Origin of the sequence: Acinetobacter sp., assembly GCF_039596015.1 — a bacterium.
GTDB lineage: Bacteria > Pseudomonadota > Gammaproteobacteria > Pseudomonadales > Moraxellaceae > Acinetobacter.
This window is the reverse complement of record NZ_JBCNKN010000006.1, coordinates 52823-67664: the sequence shown is the minus strand read 5'-3', so window position 1 is coordinate 67664 and position 14842 is coordinate 52823. Positions and strand designations below refer to the sequence as shown.

The 14842-nt window shown below is 42.1% G+C and carries 11 protein-coding genes and 2 tRNA genes; 7 read left to right on the top strand and 6 right to left on the bottom strand.

The window, feature by feature from the left end; genetic code table 11:
- Positions 1-105 precede the first annotated feature (105 nt).
- A complete protein-coding gene (locus ABDV70_RS08080) occupies positions 106-1212 on the top strand; it encodes an HPP family protein (RefSeq protein ID WP_343596886.1) in 1107 nt (368 codons plus the stop codon).
- Between the two features lie 72 nt (positions 1213-1284).
- Here ABDV70_RS08080 and ABDV70_RS08075 read toward each other — a convergent pair whose 3' ends face one another.
- From ABDV70_RS08075 to ABDV70_RS08060, 4 genes are all read right to left on the bottom strand, one after another.
- Positions 1285-1554: a PspC domain-containing protein gene (locus ABDV70_RS08075; protein WP_343596884.1), complete on the bottom strand. Its 270-nt coding sequence runs from the start codon at positions 1552-1554 to the stop codon at positions 1285-1287.
- Positions 1555-1780: 226 nt separating this feature from the next.
- A tRNA-Lys gene (locus tag ABDV70_RS08070) sits at positions 1781-1856 on the bottom strand.
- A 20-nt stretch (positions 1857-1876) separates the two neighbouring features.
- Positions 1877-1952 (bottom strand) — tRNA-Lys (locus tag ABDV70_RS08065).
- A gap of 423 nt (positions 1953-2375) precedes the next feature.
- On the bottom strand, positions 2376-5813 hold the full coding sequence (locus tag ABDV70_RS08060; protein WP_343596882.1) for an Rne/Rng family ribonuclease: 3438 nt from the start codon (positions 5811-5813) through the stop codon (positions 2376-2378).
- Positions 5814-6526: 713 nt separating this feature from the next.
- Between ABDV70_RS08060 and ABDV70_RS08055 the strand changes: the two genes are divergently transcribed.
- The 4 genes from ABDV70_RS08055 (at position 6527) to ABDV70_RS08040 (ending at position 9656) form a co-directional block, all read left to right on the top strand.
- A complete protein-coding gene (locus ABDV70_RS08055; protein ID WP_343596880.1) occupies positions 6527-7453 on the top strand; it encodes an RluA family pseudouridine synthase in 927 nt (308 codons plus the stop codon).
- Positions 7453-8103, top strand: a complete 651-nt coding sequence (locus tag ABDV70_RS08050; protein ID WP_343597073.1) for an HAD-IA family hydrolase — start codon at positions 7453-7455, stop codon at positions 8101-8103. Before ABDV70_RS08055 ends, ABDV70_RS08050 begins: the two co-directional genes overlap by 1 nt.
- Positions 8104-8304: 201 nt before the next feature.
- A complete protein-coding gene (locus tag ABDV70_RS08045) occupies positions 8305-8997 on the top strand; it encodes a YafY family protein (RefSeq protein WP_343596878.1) in 693 nt (230 codons plus the stop codon).
- Between the two features lie 50 nt (positions 8998-9047).
- A complete protein-coding gene (locus ABDV70_RS08040; RefSeq protein WP_343596876.1) occupies positions 9048-9656 on the top strand; it encodes a glutathione S-transferase family protein in 609 nt (202 codons plus the stop codon).
- Between the two features lie 111 nt (positions 9657-9767).
- Here ABDV70_RS08040 and ABDV70_RS08035 read toward each other — a convergent pair whose 3' ends face one another.
- Entirely contained in the window at positions 9768-10667 is a 900-nt protein-coding gene (locus ABDV70_RS08035) for a LysR substrate-binding domain-containing protein (RefSeq protein WP_343596874.1), read from the bottom strand.
- A 278-nt stretch (positions 10668-10945) separates the two neighbouring features.
- Between ABDV70_RS08035 and ABDV70_RS08030 the strand changes: the two genes are divergently transcribed.
- The gene (locus ABDV70_RS08030) at positions 10946-12001 is read left to right on the top strand and encodes an MBL fold metallo-hydrolase (RefSeq protein ID WP_343596872.1); all 1056 of its coding nucleotides are present in this window, start codon (positions 10946-10948) and stop codon (positions 11999-12001) included.
- A 49-nt stretch (positions 12002-12050) separates the two neighbouring features.
- On the opposite strand, the gene katG is transcribed toward ABDV70_RS08030, so the two are convergent.
- Positions 12051-14249, bottom strand: coding sequence for a catalase/peroxidase HPI (gene katG, locus ABDV70_RS08025; protein ID WP_343596870.1), 2199 nt, complete (start codon positions 14247-14249; stop codon positions 12051-12053).
- A gap of 397 nt (positions 14250-14646) precedes the next feature.
- On the opposite strand from katG, the gene ABDV70_RS08020 reads away from it, so the two are divergent.
- Entirely contained in the window at positions 14647-14838 is a 192-nt protein-coding gene (locus ABDV70_RS08020) for a hypothetical protein (protein WP_343596868.1), read from the top strand.
- The last annotated feature ends 4 nt before the right edge of the window (positions 14839-14842 follow it).

The following is a 14842-nucleotide window of genomic DNA, read 5'->3' as shown; positions in this document are numbered from 1 at the left end:
CTAAATTTGGAGATCTCAATTAAAATAAAAGTATTGGATTATATAAGATATAAAATAAATATATCTTTAAGATTTAATTTTTATAATGATTCTGTCTAAAAACAAATGGATGTGAGGAAGATGTATTTAAAACTGGCACAATTTAAACCTCATTTTAAACTTTTACCCATAAAAGAAAGAGGGCTATGTGCCTTAGGAGCATTACTTGGTTTAGCAATTTCCTCATGGATGAGTTGGTGGTTGCTTGGTGGATTAAATGCATGGTATATCGCACCCATGGGGGCATCTTCGGTATTACTATTTGCCGTTCCCTCTAGTCCGTTAGCCCAACCGTGGAATGTGGTTGTGGGCAATGCGTTGGCTGCCTTGATTGGTGTTCTTTGTGCTAAATATATTCCAGATACGACCATTGCATTAAGCTTGGCGGCAGCCTGTGCTATTTTTGTGATGATGAGTACAGATTCCTTACATCCACCGGGTGGTGCGGTAGCCATGACGGCTGTTCTGGGGGGAGATGCAATTCATCATTTAGGATTTAAATTTATTTTTTATCCTGTTTTTTTAAACTCAGTTTTGCTGTTAATGATGGCGATTGTGTTTAACCGACTTATGGGTCGCCAATATCCACAAAAACTGCATCTCAATGTGCGTTCAACAGACCCAACACCGACTCAAAAAGTCACCATTCAACCGCAAGATATTCAGGATGTTTTAGATCATCAGACTGAATTGCTAGACATTAGCCAATATCAATTGGAAAAAATCATTTTGGAAGCACAACAACATGCGCAGCAACGCGAACCGCATGATTATGTTTGTCGTGACATTATGAGTAAGGACGTGATTACCTTACATGAAAATGATGAAATTGAAGAAGCTTTACTTAAATTTAAAGAAATGAATTTAATGAGTCTGCCTGTAGTCAATGAAGAATCTCATTTGGTTGGAACACTGGCACTTTATGAAGTCGTGGAATGGTTTAAGCGAATTGCTGAGCCGCGTGCGCCGTGGGAGCATCTGGTTAAACAAATTATGAATCGTAAAGTGGTAACGGTACAAGCAACGCAACCGATTGAAGATTTGACACCTTATTTTGTGGAAAAATCGTTTAATTACATCCCTATTGTTGAGCAACAAAAATTAGTCGGCATCATTAGTCGTGCAGATATGATTGCTGCTTTACAGCAACAAGTGCATATTTTAAGAAATTAGGGCTATATAAATAAATTAAAAGACCAGACATCGTGATCATAAATCCTATGATCACGAATGTATGAAAACAAATTAGAGTGGTTTTTCTTCGTGAACTGTTTTGATGTTTTGTGAAGTATAACTTTGTTGTTGAGGGTGATGGAGCTGAGCTTGGTTTTTAGGCATCACCATCCATAAAATTAAATAAACTAAAATGCCAGGAAAGGCTGCACTCATTACTGAAACAAAAACGAAAATAATGCGCAAAAGATTGGCATTCCACCCAAAACGTTCGGCAATACCTCCCATCACACCTGCAATCATATGTTGGCGAGTAGAACGATATAAACCAGATTGGGACATATAGATCTCCTAAAAAATGTAAGTATTTAAGACGATACAAGATCTGATTAATAATTTGGGGGAAAGAACGCTGACTTTAAAGACCAAAGCATCAGAAAAACGTTAAATTATGTAAAGGGTCGGATTTCTAATTTAAAGAATAGATCTGTTCACAATGTAGCAAATTTGAAAGAGAAAATAGTAGGCAAAAAAAATCCTCTCAAAAAGAGAGGATTTTTTAGAATCTTGGTGGGTCGTCCGCGATTCGAACGCGGGACCAACGGATTAAAAGTCCGCTGCTCTACCAGCTGAGCTAACGACCCATCGGGATCAAATCAATATATGGTGGGTCGTCCGCGATTCGAACGCGGGACCAACGGATTAAAAGTCCGCTGCTCTACCAGCTGAGCTAACGACCCATATCGTCTTGATGGTGCGTATTGTAGCAAGATATTGAATAATGACAAGAGAAAATTTAAAAACAATGCATTAACTGTATATAAAAAATGCAAAATTTGGCTTTTAGCCTAAAAAAAATGCAAAAACTCTGGTTTTTTAGACAAAATAATGAGGTTTCGTGGTTAAACCGAGAAGAATCTGGATAGGCAATTAAGTAAGATTGAATAAAATATGACGCTAATTAAAAAGTTAAATGTTATGAGAACTTAGGTTGTTTTGAGTTAGAAAGTCGAAGTCATGATTCATTTAGAGAGGGAAGAGTTGCTGGATAGCAAAAGCATATTCACGGTTGTAGATGGCGTCAGCTTTTGGTGTAGTTCTAAATTGGGCGCAATAAAAAACCGCTTAAGCACGGGGCTAAAGCGGTTTTTTTCACCTATTGATTACTCAGTCGGTGTAGTGACTGCTTTTTTAGGTGGACGACCACGTGGACGACGCGGGCGAATCGATTTTTCTGCACTGGCTTTTACTTTCGACGCTTTTGTTTTTGCTGGTTCAATCTCTGAATCAACCGTTTCGGCTTCATCTTCATTTGATTCAACATCAATCGTCGTTTCTACAACCGCTTCTACAATCGGCTCAGGTGTTTCAACAGCTTGTTCTGAAACAAGTTGTGTTTCCTCAACAGCAGGTTGCTCTGAAGAGGCTGTTTCAATCGCCAATTCAGCTTGAGTCGGTTGAGCCTGTTCAGCCGTTACCTCAACAACTTGCACAGGTGCTTCTGCTTCAATCACTTCTGTTGTTGATGTGACTTCTGCAACAGCTTCCTGAGGTTGGATACGTTGCTCAGCCTCTTCTTTAAGGTGCTGTGCTTTCGCCTGCTCTTGTGCTTGTTCAGCCGCAAGTTTTGCTAGACGACGACGTTCACGAGGGTCGTTGGCAACACGTACTTTCGGTTCTTGCGGTGGTGTCAACGGTAGTACTGGAGCAGGTTCTGCTTCAACAGTATCTTTGGTTGGCACAACTGCATCCCGTGTTACAGGTGCTTTTTCCGCTTCTGATTGACCAGTTTGGGTCGTTGTCATTTCATCTGCGTATTGTTCAGTAAATTTGACCAATGCACGATTAAATGTTTGTACTAAACCAAATTGCTCAACCAGTACGGAGCAGTCTTCGCCATACACATGACGAATTAAGCTGCCTATTGTATATGATGCCAAAGCAGGAATCTGACTTGGGCGGATTTGAGCAGTATTAGTACGCTGTGCCGCATGCTTTTGCTGACGACGACGCATACGAGGATCATTTGCTGCACGTTTTGGTGCAGATTTTTCCTGAGCATGAGCAACTTCAGTTTTGGCTGCCGTTTCAGCTTTTTTAGGTGTGTCTTCTGCAACTTTTTCAACGACAGGCGCTACAACAACACTTTCATCAGCAGTTACAGTTTCAGTTACGCGTTGTTCAACACGTTGTGATGGTGTAATTGCAACAATTTCACGTGTTGCACGGTCTGCATTCACAACCAAAGCTGTTGCCATTTCGGTGTTGCGTGGCGCATCAACCAATTCAACCTTAACCGCTGGGGCTTGAGCTACTGGCGCATGGACAGGTGCTTGAGGTTGTGTTGGTGTTACCGCTGTTTCTTCATTGTTATTTTGAAGTACAGTTGCATCACGATGGCGGTTTGGTCGTTGAGGACGTTGTTGGTTACGGTCACGACGTGGAACAGCAGTTGTTTCTTCCTGAACATGTGCTTGTTCAGTATGGTGCGGTTCTTGCTGCTGACGTTTTTGTTGACGTTTTAACTCGCGCATTTCCTGACGTGATAACTGCACAACTTCTTCGTGTACCTGATGGTTCTGTTCAGGTTGAACTTCACGAGCTTCTTTAGGTTGTTGCTGCTTGTTATTACGCTTTTTATTTTGGCGGTGAGTTTTATCTTCTTTCTCTTCACGTTTGTCTTGTTTTACTGCAACAGATGAAGGTGAAAGATACGCATTATTAGCGTTATTGTTTTGGGTAGGCGCTGCTTCAACCACTTGCGTTTGAGCAACAGCAGGGGTTCGGACTTGACCAAATTGTCCACGGCTGACTGCACCATTGTTTACCATTTGTTCAATAGCAGCCGCGGCATTGTTTGCGCTACGTGATTGATCAATGGTATGTGCTTGTTTTTGAACGAACAGGTTCTCAAGCCATGCACATGGGCTTGTTGAAGCCATCGGCTTAGCGACAGCTGCTGGTGCAGTTGTCTGAACTACTTTTTCTGCAACAGCTGCTTTTTTATTGCGGTTGTCTGTTGCAGCAGGTTGAGCAGGCGTTTCCTGATCTTCAAGGTGCCACTCAGAAGATTCATAACCCAATTCTTTTTCGCTTGAACGAGTTGCTTCTGTACGTTCGTAGCTTGTTGGGGCAAATCCTTCAGGGTTGTATTGAATTTCGTAATGTGGTGTTTCTAAATGTGGATGAGGCAGTACTGTGATGCGAACATTTGATGTTTGTTCAAGATACACAAGGCTATGACGCTTTTCATTCAACAAGAATGCTGCAATTTCAACAGGTACTTCAACTTGCACTTCACCGTGACGTTCACGTAATGCAATTTCTTCAACCTTACGCATAATCGACAATGACAATGAACGTAAGTCACGTACCATGCCTGTGCCATGACAGCGTGGGCAAACATAACCCGTTGCTTCTTCAAGAGACGGACGTAAACGCTGACGGCTCATTTCCATTAGGCCAAAACGAGACAATTGGCCGAATTGAATACGGGCACGGTCACTCTGAGTGGCTTCACGAAGTTTGGCTTCAACCATGCGCTGGTTGCGTTCTTTGGTCATATCAATGAAGTCGATAACAACCAGACCGCCAATATCACGTAAACGTAATTGGCGTGCAATTTCTTCTGCTGCTTCAAGGTTGGTGTTGAGTGCTGTTTCTTCAACATCGTGACCACGAGTTGATTTTGCAGAGTTGATATCGATAGACACCAATGCTTCGGTTTGGTCAATCACGATTGAACCGCCAGATGGAAGTTTTACTTCACGCTCATAAGCAGTTTGGATTTGACTTTCGATACCGAAATGCGCAAATAAAGGCTCGTTTAAGGTATAGGTTTTGAGCTTGTCGATTTGATTTGGCATAACTGCTTTAACGAAATTATATGCTTCGTTAAACGCCTGTTCGCTATCAATTAAAATTTCAGCCACATCATCACGTAAATAATCACGGATAGCACGTGTTACAACACCTGCTTCTTGATGCACGAGCATTGGTGATGGACCAGAGCTGGCTGTATTTTGAATTTGTGCCCAAAGGTCAAGCAAGTGTTGCAAGTCAAGTTGAAGTTCTTCTTGGCTGCGTCCGATGCCTGCGGTACGAACAATCACGCTCATGCCACGTGGGATATTTAAAGACGCCAACATTTCTTTGAGTTCTTCACGTACTGAACCTGAAATCTGACGGCTAATACCACCCCCTTTCGGGTTGTTTGGCATAAGAACTAAATAACGGCCTGCGAGTGAGATATACGTTGAAAGCGCCGCGCCTTTATTGCCACGTTCTTCTTTTTCAACCTGAACAAGCAGTTCTGTACCTTCGCTAATCAGTTCACGGATATTGGTTGTATCGCGGGGATCTGCATTGAAATAGCTACGCGCGATTTCACGCATAGATAAAAAGCCTTGGCGTTGTGCGCCGTACTCAACAAAAACGGCTTCTAAGGAAGGCTCTACGCGAGTGACATGACCTTTATAGATATTGGATTTTTTTTGTTCACGAGTGCGGTTTTCAAGGTCAAAGTCGTAAAGGCGATGACCAGTGATAAGTGCAACACGAACTTCTTCAGCATGTGTCGCATTAATCAACATACGTTTCATGGGTGTAATACCTAATCGTTGAAGCACAACGACAAGTCTATTATTACGCTGCAAATTTCAAGTAAGACAGGAACAATGCAATATGCGTTTTGCGGCATATTTTATCTACTTTCCAGCGTAAACGCTGGTTCTTGGATACTTGATCAAACTTGCAAAAACGCTTTAATCCTTACCCGACAAACGTCACCTGAGGGTCTAGGGGAGAGAGCAGTGTATTGGTTTATGAGTCCTGTGCAGCAGTCCTTTGAAAAAAGTCCGATACGGAATGTTCATCGTATCGATGCCTAAATGCTACAGTTCCAATACATCTTTGTGCTTCTGCCCGAAGGGGGTCATCAGGAAAGACTTGTTCGATGTGTTTCAGTTTACATTTAATAGCCAGCCTAAACTGGCAACATCTTTTTGGGGTAAGCTGTTTTGTATGCAAAAGTGCAAATTTACACAACAGCTTACAAATTTGCCGATATAATAAGCCTTCGGCGTCGGCATATTCTTTTGGGACCTTTCCGAGCTTGCGGTGAGGAATTGTCATTTGTACCATTCATGATTTTGAATTGGCTGATAATTTGCTCACTTACGGTGGTATCCGTGCGCTGACTATATCAAACCTTATGGCATCTGCCTATGGGCTAAACAGAAGTTTATTGTGAAAAAACAGGACTAAATGATTAAAATTTGTCCAAATCATTCAAATTTAAGGTTTAACAAGTTGTATGAATAGCAACCAGCAATGGCAAAGTGTCACATGGTTTGATGTAGATGAACATCAGGCAGGACAACGAATAGATAATTTTCTGTTTAGTCGGTTAAAAGGTGTGCCGAAAAGTCGGATTTATCGTTTGATTCGAGAGGGGCAAGTTCGTGTAAATAAAAAACGGATTAAAGCTGAAACACGTCTGGATATTGGTGATCAGGTTCGTGTTGCGCCTATTCGTTACGAACAAAAAGATGAAAGTGCTATACCTGTTAGCGATAAAGTTGCTCAAGGCCTGCTGAGCCGCGTTGTCTATGAAGATGAAGGTTTATTGGTGGTGAATAAACCTTCAGGCATTGCGGTGCATGGTGGTAGTGGCGTTGCTTATGGTCTGATTGAGGCTTTACGCATTGCAACGGGCAAAAAATATTTAGAGTTGATCCATCGAATTGACCGAGATACCTCGGGTTTGGTGATGATCAGCAAAAAGCGCAGTACCTTAAAACATCTGCAAGATTTATTGCGTGAGCACAAAATTCGTAAAACCTATGCAGCCATTGTAAAAGGTCAGGTGAGTTTAGATCAGCAATTGATTGATGCGCCTTTATTACGCTACGAATTGTCCAATGGCGAGCGTCGTGTGCGTGTGTCAAAAGAAGGTAAGCCGAGTCAAACCGAATGGAAAGTTGCGAAGCGCTTTAAACTGGCAACTTTGGTTTATGCTTCGCCATTGTCTGGACGTACCCATCAGATCCGTGTGCATGGGCAAAGTATTGGTCATCCTTTATTAGGAGATGACAAATACGGACACAATACCCCGTATGCAGGGCCAGAAGCTCGTCGTTTGTGTTTACATGCTATGCGTTTAGATATTCCTGGATATGCACCGATTGAAGCGGCACTTCCTGAAGATATGCAACAGTTGTTAGTCGAGCTTGGTAAATGATGCCAGATCAGCCAAAACTAGTTATTTTTGATTGGGATGGCACATTATTTGACTCTGTTGGGCAAATTGTAGAAAGCCTGTTATATGCAGCACAGCAATTTGATCAGCCATTAACTGATGATGCAGCCAAAAGCATCATTGGTTTAGGTTTACCAGAAGTCATGCAGATCTTGTTTCCGAAAGTGCCTGAATTACATCCGTCTATTTTAGAGCATTATGCCAGCCATTATGTCGAGAACTCTCAACAAGACCAGTGGTTTCATGGTGTTGCTGAAATGCTGGATGATTTAAAACAGCGTGGTTTTAAACTGGCCGTTGCAACAGGAAAAAGCCGTCGTGGTTTAGACCGTGTTTTGGCGAAAACCAATAGTCAAAACCTATTTGATATTACCCGCGCTGCGAGTGAAACAAAATCGAAGCCGCATCCACAAATGTTGCAGGAAATTTTATCCTTTACAGGTGTCGCACCTGAGCAGGCGATCATGGTTGGAGATACCAGCTATGACTTAGAAATGGCAAAAAACATTGCCATGCCGCGTGTGGGGGTCAGTTATGGTGTACATTCGGTTGATGTGTTGCAGCAATATCAGCCCTTGATGATTGCAGAAAATGTTCCTGTTTTGCATGATTATTTAACAGCTTTCGCCTAGGATTGATTGATCTTTTGAGAGATCTGTCTGTTAAATATTTTATGGCAGGCCATGGATTGTGATGCACCAAAAATATCGGTAAATTTTGAATATTTGGGGCGATGTTTTTAAAGCCCTAAGGTATTCATCACGTTGAAGTGGTTTCATTGAAGATGAAGGAAGCAAGATTTCTTCATCTTGCATAATAACAATAGGGAAATCATGAGCCGTTCCATCCGTTTGCTAAATCTTTTGCAGCTTTTAAGAGAATATCGCCATCCTGTAACGGGACAAGCTTTGGCTGAACGCCTACAGATTAGTGTGCGTAGCGTTTATCGGGATATTGAAACCCTCAGAGGGCAAGGCGTACACATAGAAGCCGCAGCGGGGTTGGGTTTTCAACTTAAAGAAGACTTTTTACTGCCTCCCATGACTTTGGATGAAACAGAAATTGAGGCTATTTTTCTGGCTTTACACTGGTTAAAGAGTGTGCCTGATCTGTCGTTACAATCGGCATCCAATGCGGTATTAGCCAAATTAGATGCAGTATTGCCCAAACATCGACAACATTTTATGGAACAAACCACGTTAAGGGCATTTAATGTCTGGTTGCCTGTCGATATGCAAATCTTAGAACAAATCCGTATCGCAATTCGGCAACAGGTTAAAATTGCTGTGTCTTATATCGATGGACAAGGGAAAAAGAGTGTCAGAACTGTATGGCCGTTTGCCATGGGATATTTTAATGACAAGATTGTGTTGGCAGCATGGTGTGAGTTAAGACAAGATTTTCGACATTTTAGAATAGATCGTATTCAGCAGTTAAGTTTAAGTCAGGAATTATATCCATCTTTTAAGCAACAACTCTTTCAACAATGGTGGGAAAAAGAATCACAGACTACTGACAAAAACTGACAATCACCTCATCTACAGTAGAGATATAACATCAACTAGGAAACATAAAAATGAGTCTTAAACTATATACAAATCAAAAATCGCGCGGTGTCGTTGTAGAGTGGTTGTTATTAGAACTCGGGGTTGAATATGAACGTATTGAGCTTGCGTATCATACCGACATGAAAACACCTGAATATTTAACACTAAACCCGTTTGGTAAAGTCCCAACGCTTGTGGATGACGGTGTCGTGATCTATGAGTTAGGTGCGATTTGTGCTTATTTAACCGATAAATTTGCAGATAAAGGATTTGCACCTGCACTGAATGATCCACAACGTGGGGTCTATTATCGTTGGTTGTTTTTTATGTCAGGGCCTTGGGAAGCATTATCAGTCGATCAAATGCGTGGAATCAACATTCAGCCAGACCAAAAAATGTTTGTTGGTTATGGTGATCATCAGGACGCACATCGTGCGCTGATTCAGGGAATAGAAGCGGCAAACCCTTATTTATGTGGTGAGCAATTTACAACAGCCGATATTTTGGTTGCGGCAATACTTCTTTGGCAATTAAAAATTGGTACTTTGCAGTCTGATCCAGTCATAGCAAATTATTTAGCACATATACAGCAGAGACCAACCTATCAAAAGGTGACTCAGCTTTTTGGTGATGAATAAAAAATAGTGTCATTCAGGAAAAACGCCGTCATTTTTCATGCTGACGTCAATGTTTTTTCCTGAAGTAGACGAAGGATAACAATGGGTTAAATGTTGATTTAACCCATTGTTTTATTGAATGTGCAAGTCAAATTGCTGTGCCAAAACCGACAGGAATTTTTCAACAGCAGTATTGTTGTTGTATTTACGATAACTCACATAAAGGTCGAGTGTTGGCAGGTCGCATTCGAGCTGACGCACGGCAATATGGTCAAGTTTAATAAAGGGATCAAGGTATTGTGGCAAAATAGCGCAACCTTCACCTTCCTCAATGGCGGTAATGGTTTTGACTAGATTTTCCGTTTTTTTATGGATGTTGAGCGTGAGGTTATGCGCTTGCAAAAATTGTGAAATCGTATGATTCATAATCGCAAAAGAAGGCGCATTGAGCATAATAAAATCTTGATGTTGAAGCTGCTCTAACGGTATCCGTTGCAATGCTGCAAGTGGGTGATTGTGTGCCAACATGATGGCCAGAGAGTCTTGAAGCACAACATGGCTGGTCAGTTCGTCATCATCATTTAAATTTTCACGTGAAAAGATAATGTCAAAGTCACCGCGTTTTAAGGCTTTATGTTGTTCCTGCTCGTGAAGTTGCTCTAGTTCAACATGAATATCGGGTGTCTGAATGCGTAGTTTTGGTAAAACTTTAGGGAAAACACGGACTTCGGCTGTTGTAATAAAGCCAATGCGAAGTGCTTGTTGCTTTTTGAAATGCACTTGACGTGCAAGTTGAACGGCCTTTTCTGCCTGCATGAGGGTCAGGCGAGCTTGTTCCAAAAAGACGGCGCCTTCTTCGGTGAGTTCAACTTTGCGTTTGGTTCTGTTTAGAAGTTTAACCCCAATCTCTTCTTCTAAGTCTTTGATTTGTTGACTTAATGAAGGTTGTGCTGTGTAAAGTTTAAGTGCAGCTTTGCTAAAATTTAGCTCTTCTGCAACGGTTATAAAATATCGTAGGTGGCGTAGTTCCATTAAACCGATCCAACAAAAGCTTATCTTTATAAAATATCAGTATGACTTAAACTATGCACTAACATGGCGCAAAAAGCCACATAAAGTTGAAAAGAAACACAATTTAAAAAAAATTACTTAATCAAGGATGCTTTTCTGCTTTTTTTTCGTCATATTGGCAGGGCGTATTGATTGGGTGTACAGCATGGCATGATTGTTGCGGAAGTTTTCATCATGACATTGTTTGGTCACGTAACTGTAAGAACCTTGACATAAAACCGACGATATTATTTTTGTATATGGATCAGAATAAAACAACATTACATTATGAGTTACCCACAAAAAATTGTTGGGCTCATGTTCTTGCTCAACCGAAGTCTAATTTTGTGTATTCACCACAATTTAGTGAGGGGCGCTTCCATAATACGTCATCCAGAAAACCACAAGGTTCTACATGGAATTTGTTGAAATGGGTATTGAAACGTCGAAGCTCTACTTGGCAAATTGACCGTAAACAAACCTTTGAACGTTATCTGGCTGTGGCGCATGAGATTCCACAAAATCGCCCCAGTGCTGACTTAAATGACTGGAAAATCTGGTTTATTGGTCATGCAACCGTATTAATTCAAATAGGGCCATTTAATTTTTTAACAGATCCTGTCTGGGCGGAGTATGCAGGCCCGAAACAGGGAACAGGGCCTCAGCGTGTTTGTCCTGCGGGTATTGCCTTGGAACAACTTCCTCAGATCCATGCAGTTTTATTGAGTCATAACCATTATGACCATATGGATATAGCGAGTCTGAAATGGCTGCATAAACAATTTGGGATGCCTATTTATACAGGATTAGGCAATGCGGCTTATTTACCCAAAGCATGGAAAACGATTGAACTTGACTGGTGGCAATCAGCGGAATTGCATGGTTTTGAGATCATTTATACGCCTGCCCAGCATGGTTCAGGTCGAGGGTTAAGAGATCAAAATATTGCATTGTGGGGAAGCTTTTGTTTGCGACAAGGGGCGCAATATGGCTTTTTTGCAGGGGATACGGGTTATTCCAGTCATTTTAAAGATATTCATGCGCGGTTTGGTGCACCCCGATTTGCATTGTTGCCGATTGGGGCGTATGAGCCACGTAATTTAATGAAATATCTGCATATGAATCCTCAAGAAGCGTTTCGGGCACATATGGATTTGCATGCACAGCGTTCCATTGCCATTCATTATCGGACATTTCAGTTGACCGATGAGGGGCGAGAAGAGCCTGAGCAGGCTTTGGATGAGGCAATGAAGCATTCTTCTAAGTTAATGAATCCATTTTATTGTATTCGTGAAGGGCATAAATTGACGGTTTAAAATGAAAATGGGCCGCTCAAACGAGCAGCCCATTTTGAATGACTTGGTTTTATGATTGAAGATCGAAACGATCAAGCTCGGTGACTTTTGCCCAGACAGCGACAAAGTCTTTAACAAATTTTTCTTGCGCATCGGCACTGGCATAAACTTCTGCAAGTGAGCGTAAGATAGAGTTAGAACCAAAAATCAGGTCGACACGTGTTGCAGTCCATTTGAGTACGCCAGTATCTCGGCTATAGCCTTCAAATAAAGTACGTTCAGGGCTGGCGGCTTTCCACTGTGTACCCATATCCAGTAAGTTTACAAAGAAGTCATTACTAAGTACGCCTTTGCGCAGGGTAAAGACGCCATGTTGTGTATGCTCGTAATTAATATCAAGCACACGTAAACCACCAATTAACACCGTTAATTCAGGTGCAGTGAGGGTAAGCAATTGCGCACGGTCAATGAGCAAGGCTTCTGCTGGCACTGGATACGTTGCTTTTTCATAGTTACGGAAACCATCTGCAATCGGTTCGAGTGCTGCAAAGGATTCAACATCGGTTTGTTCCTGTGTTGCATCTGTGCGTCCAGCATGGAAAGGGACTTCAACGTCGAATCCGGCTGCTTTTGCGGCTTGTTCAACAGCCGCGTTGCCCGCAAGGATAATTAAATCTGCCAATGAAATTTGTTTATCGGTTGCCTGAGCATTAAATTGCTGTTGAATTTGCTCAAGCTTGCTGAGGACTTTATTGAGCTGTTCAGGTTGATTGACAGCCCAGTCTTTTTGCGGAGCCAGACGGATACGTGCGCCATTTGCACCTCCACGTTTGTCTGAACCACGGAAGGTCGAAGCCGATGCCCAAGCCGTTGCAACCAGTTCAGAAATAGATAAATCTGCATTCAAAACCTGTTGTTTGAGCTGGGCAATATCTTGTGTTTCAACCAACGGATGGGTAACAGCTGGAATTGGGTCTTGCCAAATGAGTTCTTCAGCAGGAACCTCTGCACCAAGATAGCGAGAGCGTGGCCCCATATCACGATGGGTCAATTTAAACCATGCACGTGAAAAGACTTCGGCAAATTCATCTGGGTTTTCATAGAAACGACGTGCAATTTTTTCATATACAGGGTCGAAACGTAATGCTAAATCTGTGGTGAGCATGGCAGGTGCATGACGTTTGGATGGGTCATGTGCATCAGGCACTGAGCCTTCTCCTGCACCATGTTTTGGTTTCCATTGGTGTGCGCCTGCGGGGCTTTTGGTTAACTCCCATTCATATCCAAACAGATTCCAAAAGAAGTTATTGCTCCACTTGGTCGGAGTTGATGTCCAAGTCACTTCTAAGCCACTGGTAATGGTATCTCCCGCGTTGCCGCTGCCATAACGGTTTGCCCAACCTAAGCCTTGTTGTTCAAGTGCTGCGGCCTCAGGTTCTGCACCGACATGTTCGGCAGGGGCTGCACCATGTGTTTTACCAAAAGTATGACCGCCAGCAATCAGCGCAACGGTTTCTTCGTCATCCATTGCCATACGGGCAAAAGTTTCACGAATATCTTTTGCAGCAGCAATTGGGTCAGGCACGCCTTCTGGCCCTTCAGGGTTGACATAAATCAGTCCCATGTGGGTTGCCGCTAATGGGTTTTCTAGGTTACGATCTCCTGAGATACGTTTGTCGCTGCCTAACCATGTGGTTTCAGAACCCCAATAAACATCCTGATCTGGTTCCCAGACATCTTCACGTCCGCCTGCGAAACCAAAGGTTTTAAAGCCCATAGATTCAAGGGCAACATTACCCGCCAAAATCATTAAGTCAGCCCATGAAATGTTGCGACCATATTTTTGTTTCACTGGCCATAACAAACGGCGGGCTTTGTCTAGACTTACGTTATCAGGCCAGCTATTGAGGGGTGCAAAGCGTTGCTGCCCACGACCTGCACCGCCACGACCATCGCCAATGCGGTACGTTCCTGCGCTGTGCCATGCCATACGAATAAACAATGGCCCATAGTGACCAAAGTCGGCAGGCCACCAGTCTTGCGAGTCGGTCATTAAGTGGTGTAAATCTTGTTTGATGGCATTTAGATCTAGGCTGTTAAAGGCTGCTTTATAGTCAAAATCTGCATCCATAGGTGTTGTTTTTGAAGAGTGTTGGCTGAGTAAATCCACTCTTAAGCGGTTTGGCCACCAATTTTGGTTCGTTGTGCCTTCACCTGCTGTGTGTTCAACTTTTTTCCCTGAAAAGGGGCATTTTGCTTGATCTGTCATGGTGTTGTTCTCCTAATAGCTTGTATTTATATCTGAATAATTCACTGGCGATAGCATGAGTAGAATGGATGCTGCAATCATGAAACTTCCCCCTGTAGTACGATATGGTGATGATCAAACGATCTATATTTCGTACTTTCAGAGCATAGAATTTGCTCTATTATTAGTCAAATTGATTAATTCATTATTTTGAATTGTTTTTTTCAATTGTAATTTTTTTAAACTCCCTCATTCATGTTTCACATGAAACTGTATAGCATAACTGCACTGAAAAACACGTATTCGTCAGTGGCATTTTTCAGTATAGTTATGTAGTAGTGCAACATGTGCATGTTGAAGTGATCTTCAAATTTGAACGTGTTGAATGTGTGAATGAATAATTCATCTGAGGTGTTTGATGAAAAAGAATAAACAACAGCGCGAAATGCCTGTAATTAATAACTTGGTCGCAAAACATATGTACGATTTTCAACGCAGCCATGTTTTTGTAGATCGGAAAAAGGCTGAAAAGCGTGGTGCAACCAAGCACAAAAAAGAGCGATATTCTTGCGAAGATCGCTCTTTTTTTATGGGGATGTTGTGGGTGTAAAAAC

Bases quoted from the DNA above. Each gene is read 5' to 3' on its own strand.
- ABDV70_RS08080 (WP_343596886.1), top strand. From the start codon at position 106: ATGGATGTGAGGAAGATGTATTTAAAACTGGCACAATTTAAACCTCAT.
- ABDV70_RS08075 (WP_343596884.1), bottom strand. From the start codon at position 1,554: ATGTCCCAATCTGGTTTATATCGTTCTACTCGCCAACATATGATTGCA.
- ABDV70_RS08060 (WP_343596882.1), bottom strand. From the start codon at position 5,813: ATGAAACGTATGTTGATTAATGCGACACATGCTGAAGAAGTTCGTGTT.
- ABDV70_RS08055 (WP_343596880.1), top strand. From the start codon at position 6,527: ATGAATAGCAACCAGCAATGGCAAAGTGTCACATGGTTTGATGTAGAT.
- ABDV70_RS08050 (WP_343597073.1), top strand. From the start codon at position 7,453: ATGCCAGATCAGCCAAAACTAGTTATTTTTGATTGGGATGGCACATTA.
- ABDV70_RS08045 (WP_343596878.1), top strand. From the start codon at position 8,305: ATGAGCCGTTCCATCCGTTTGCTAAATCTTTTGCAGCTTTTAAGAGAA.
- ABDV70_RS08040 (WP_343596876.1), top strand. From the start codon at position 9,048: ATGAGTCTTAAACTATATACAAATCAAAAATCGCGCGGTGTCGTTGTA.
- ABDV70_RS08035 (WP_343596874.1), bottom strand. From the start codon at position 10,667: ATGGAACTACGCCACCTACGATATTTTATAACCGTTGCAGAAGAGCTA.
- ABDV70_RS08030 (WP_343596872.1), top strand. From the start codon at position 10,946: ATGGATCAGAATAAAACAACATTACATTATGAGTTACCCACAAAAAAT.
- katG (WP_343596870.1), bottom strand. From the start codon at position 14,249: ATGACAGATCAAGCAAAATGCCCCTTTTCAGGGAAAAAAGTTGAACAC.
- ABDV70_RS08020 (WP_343596868.1), top strand. From the start codon at position 14,647: ATGAAAAAGAATAAACAACAGCGCGAAATGCCTGTAATTAATAACTTG.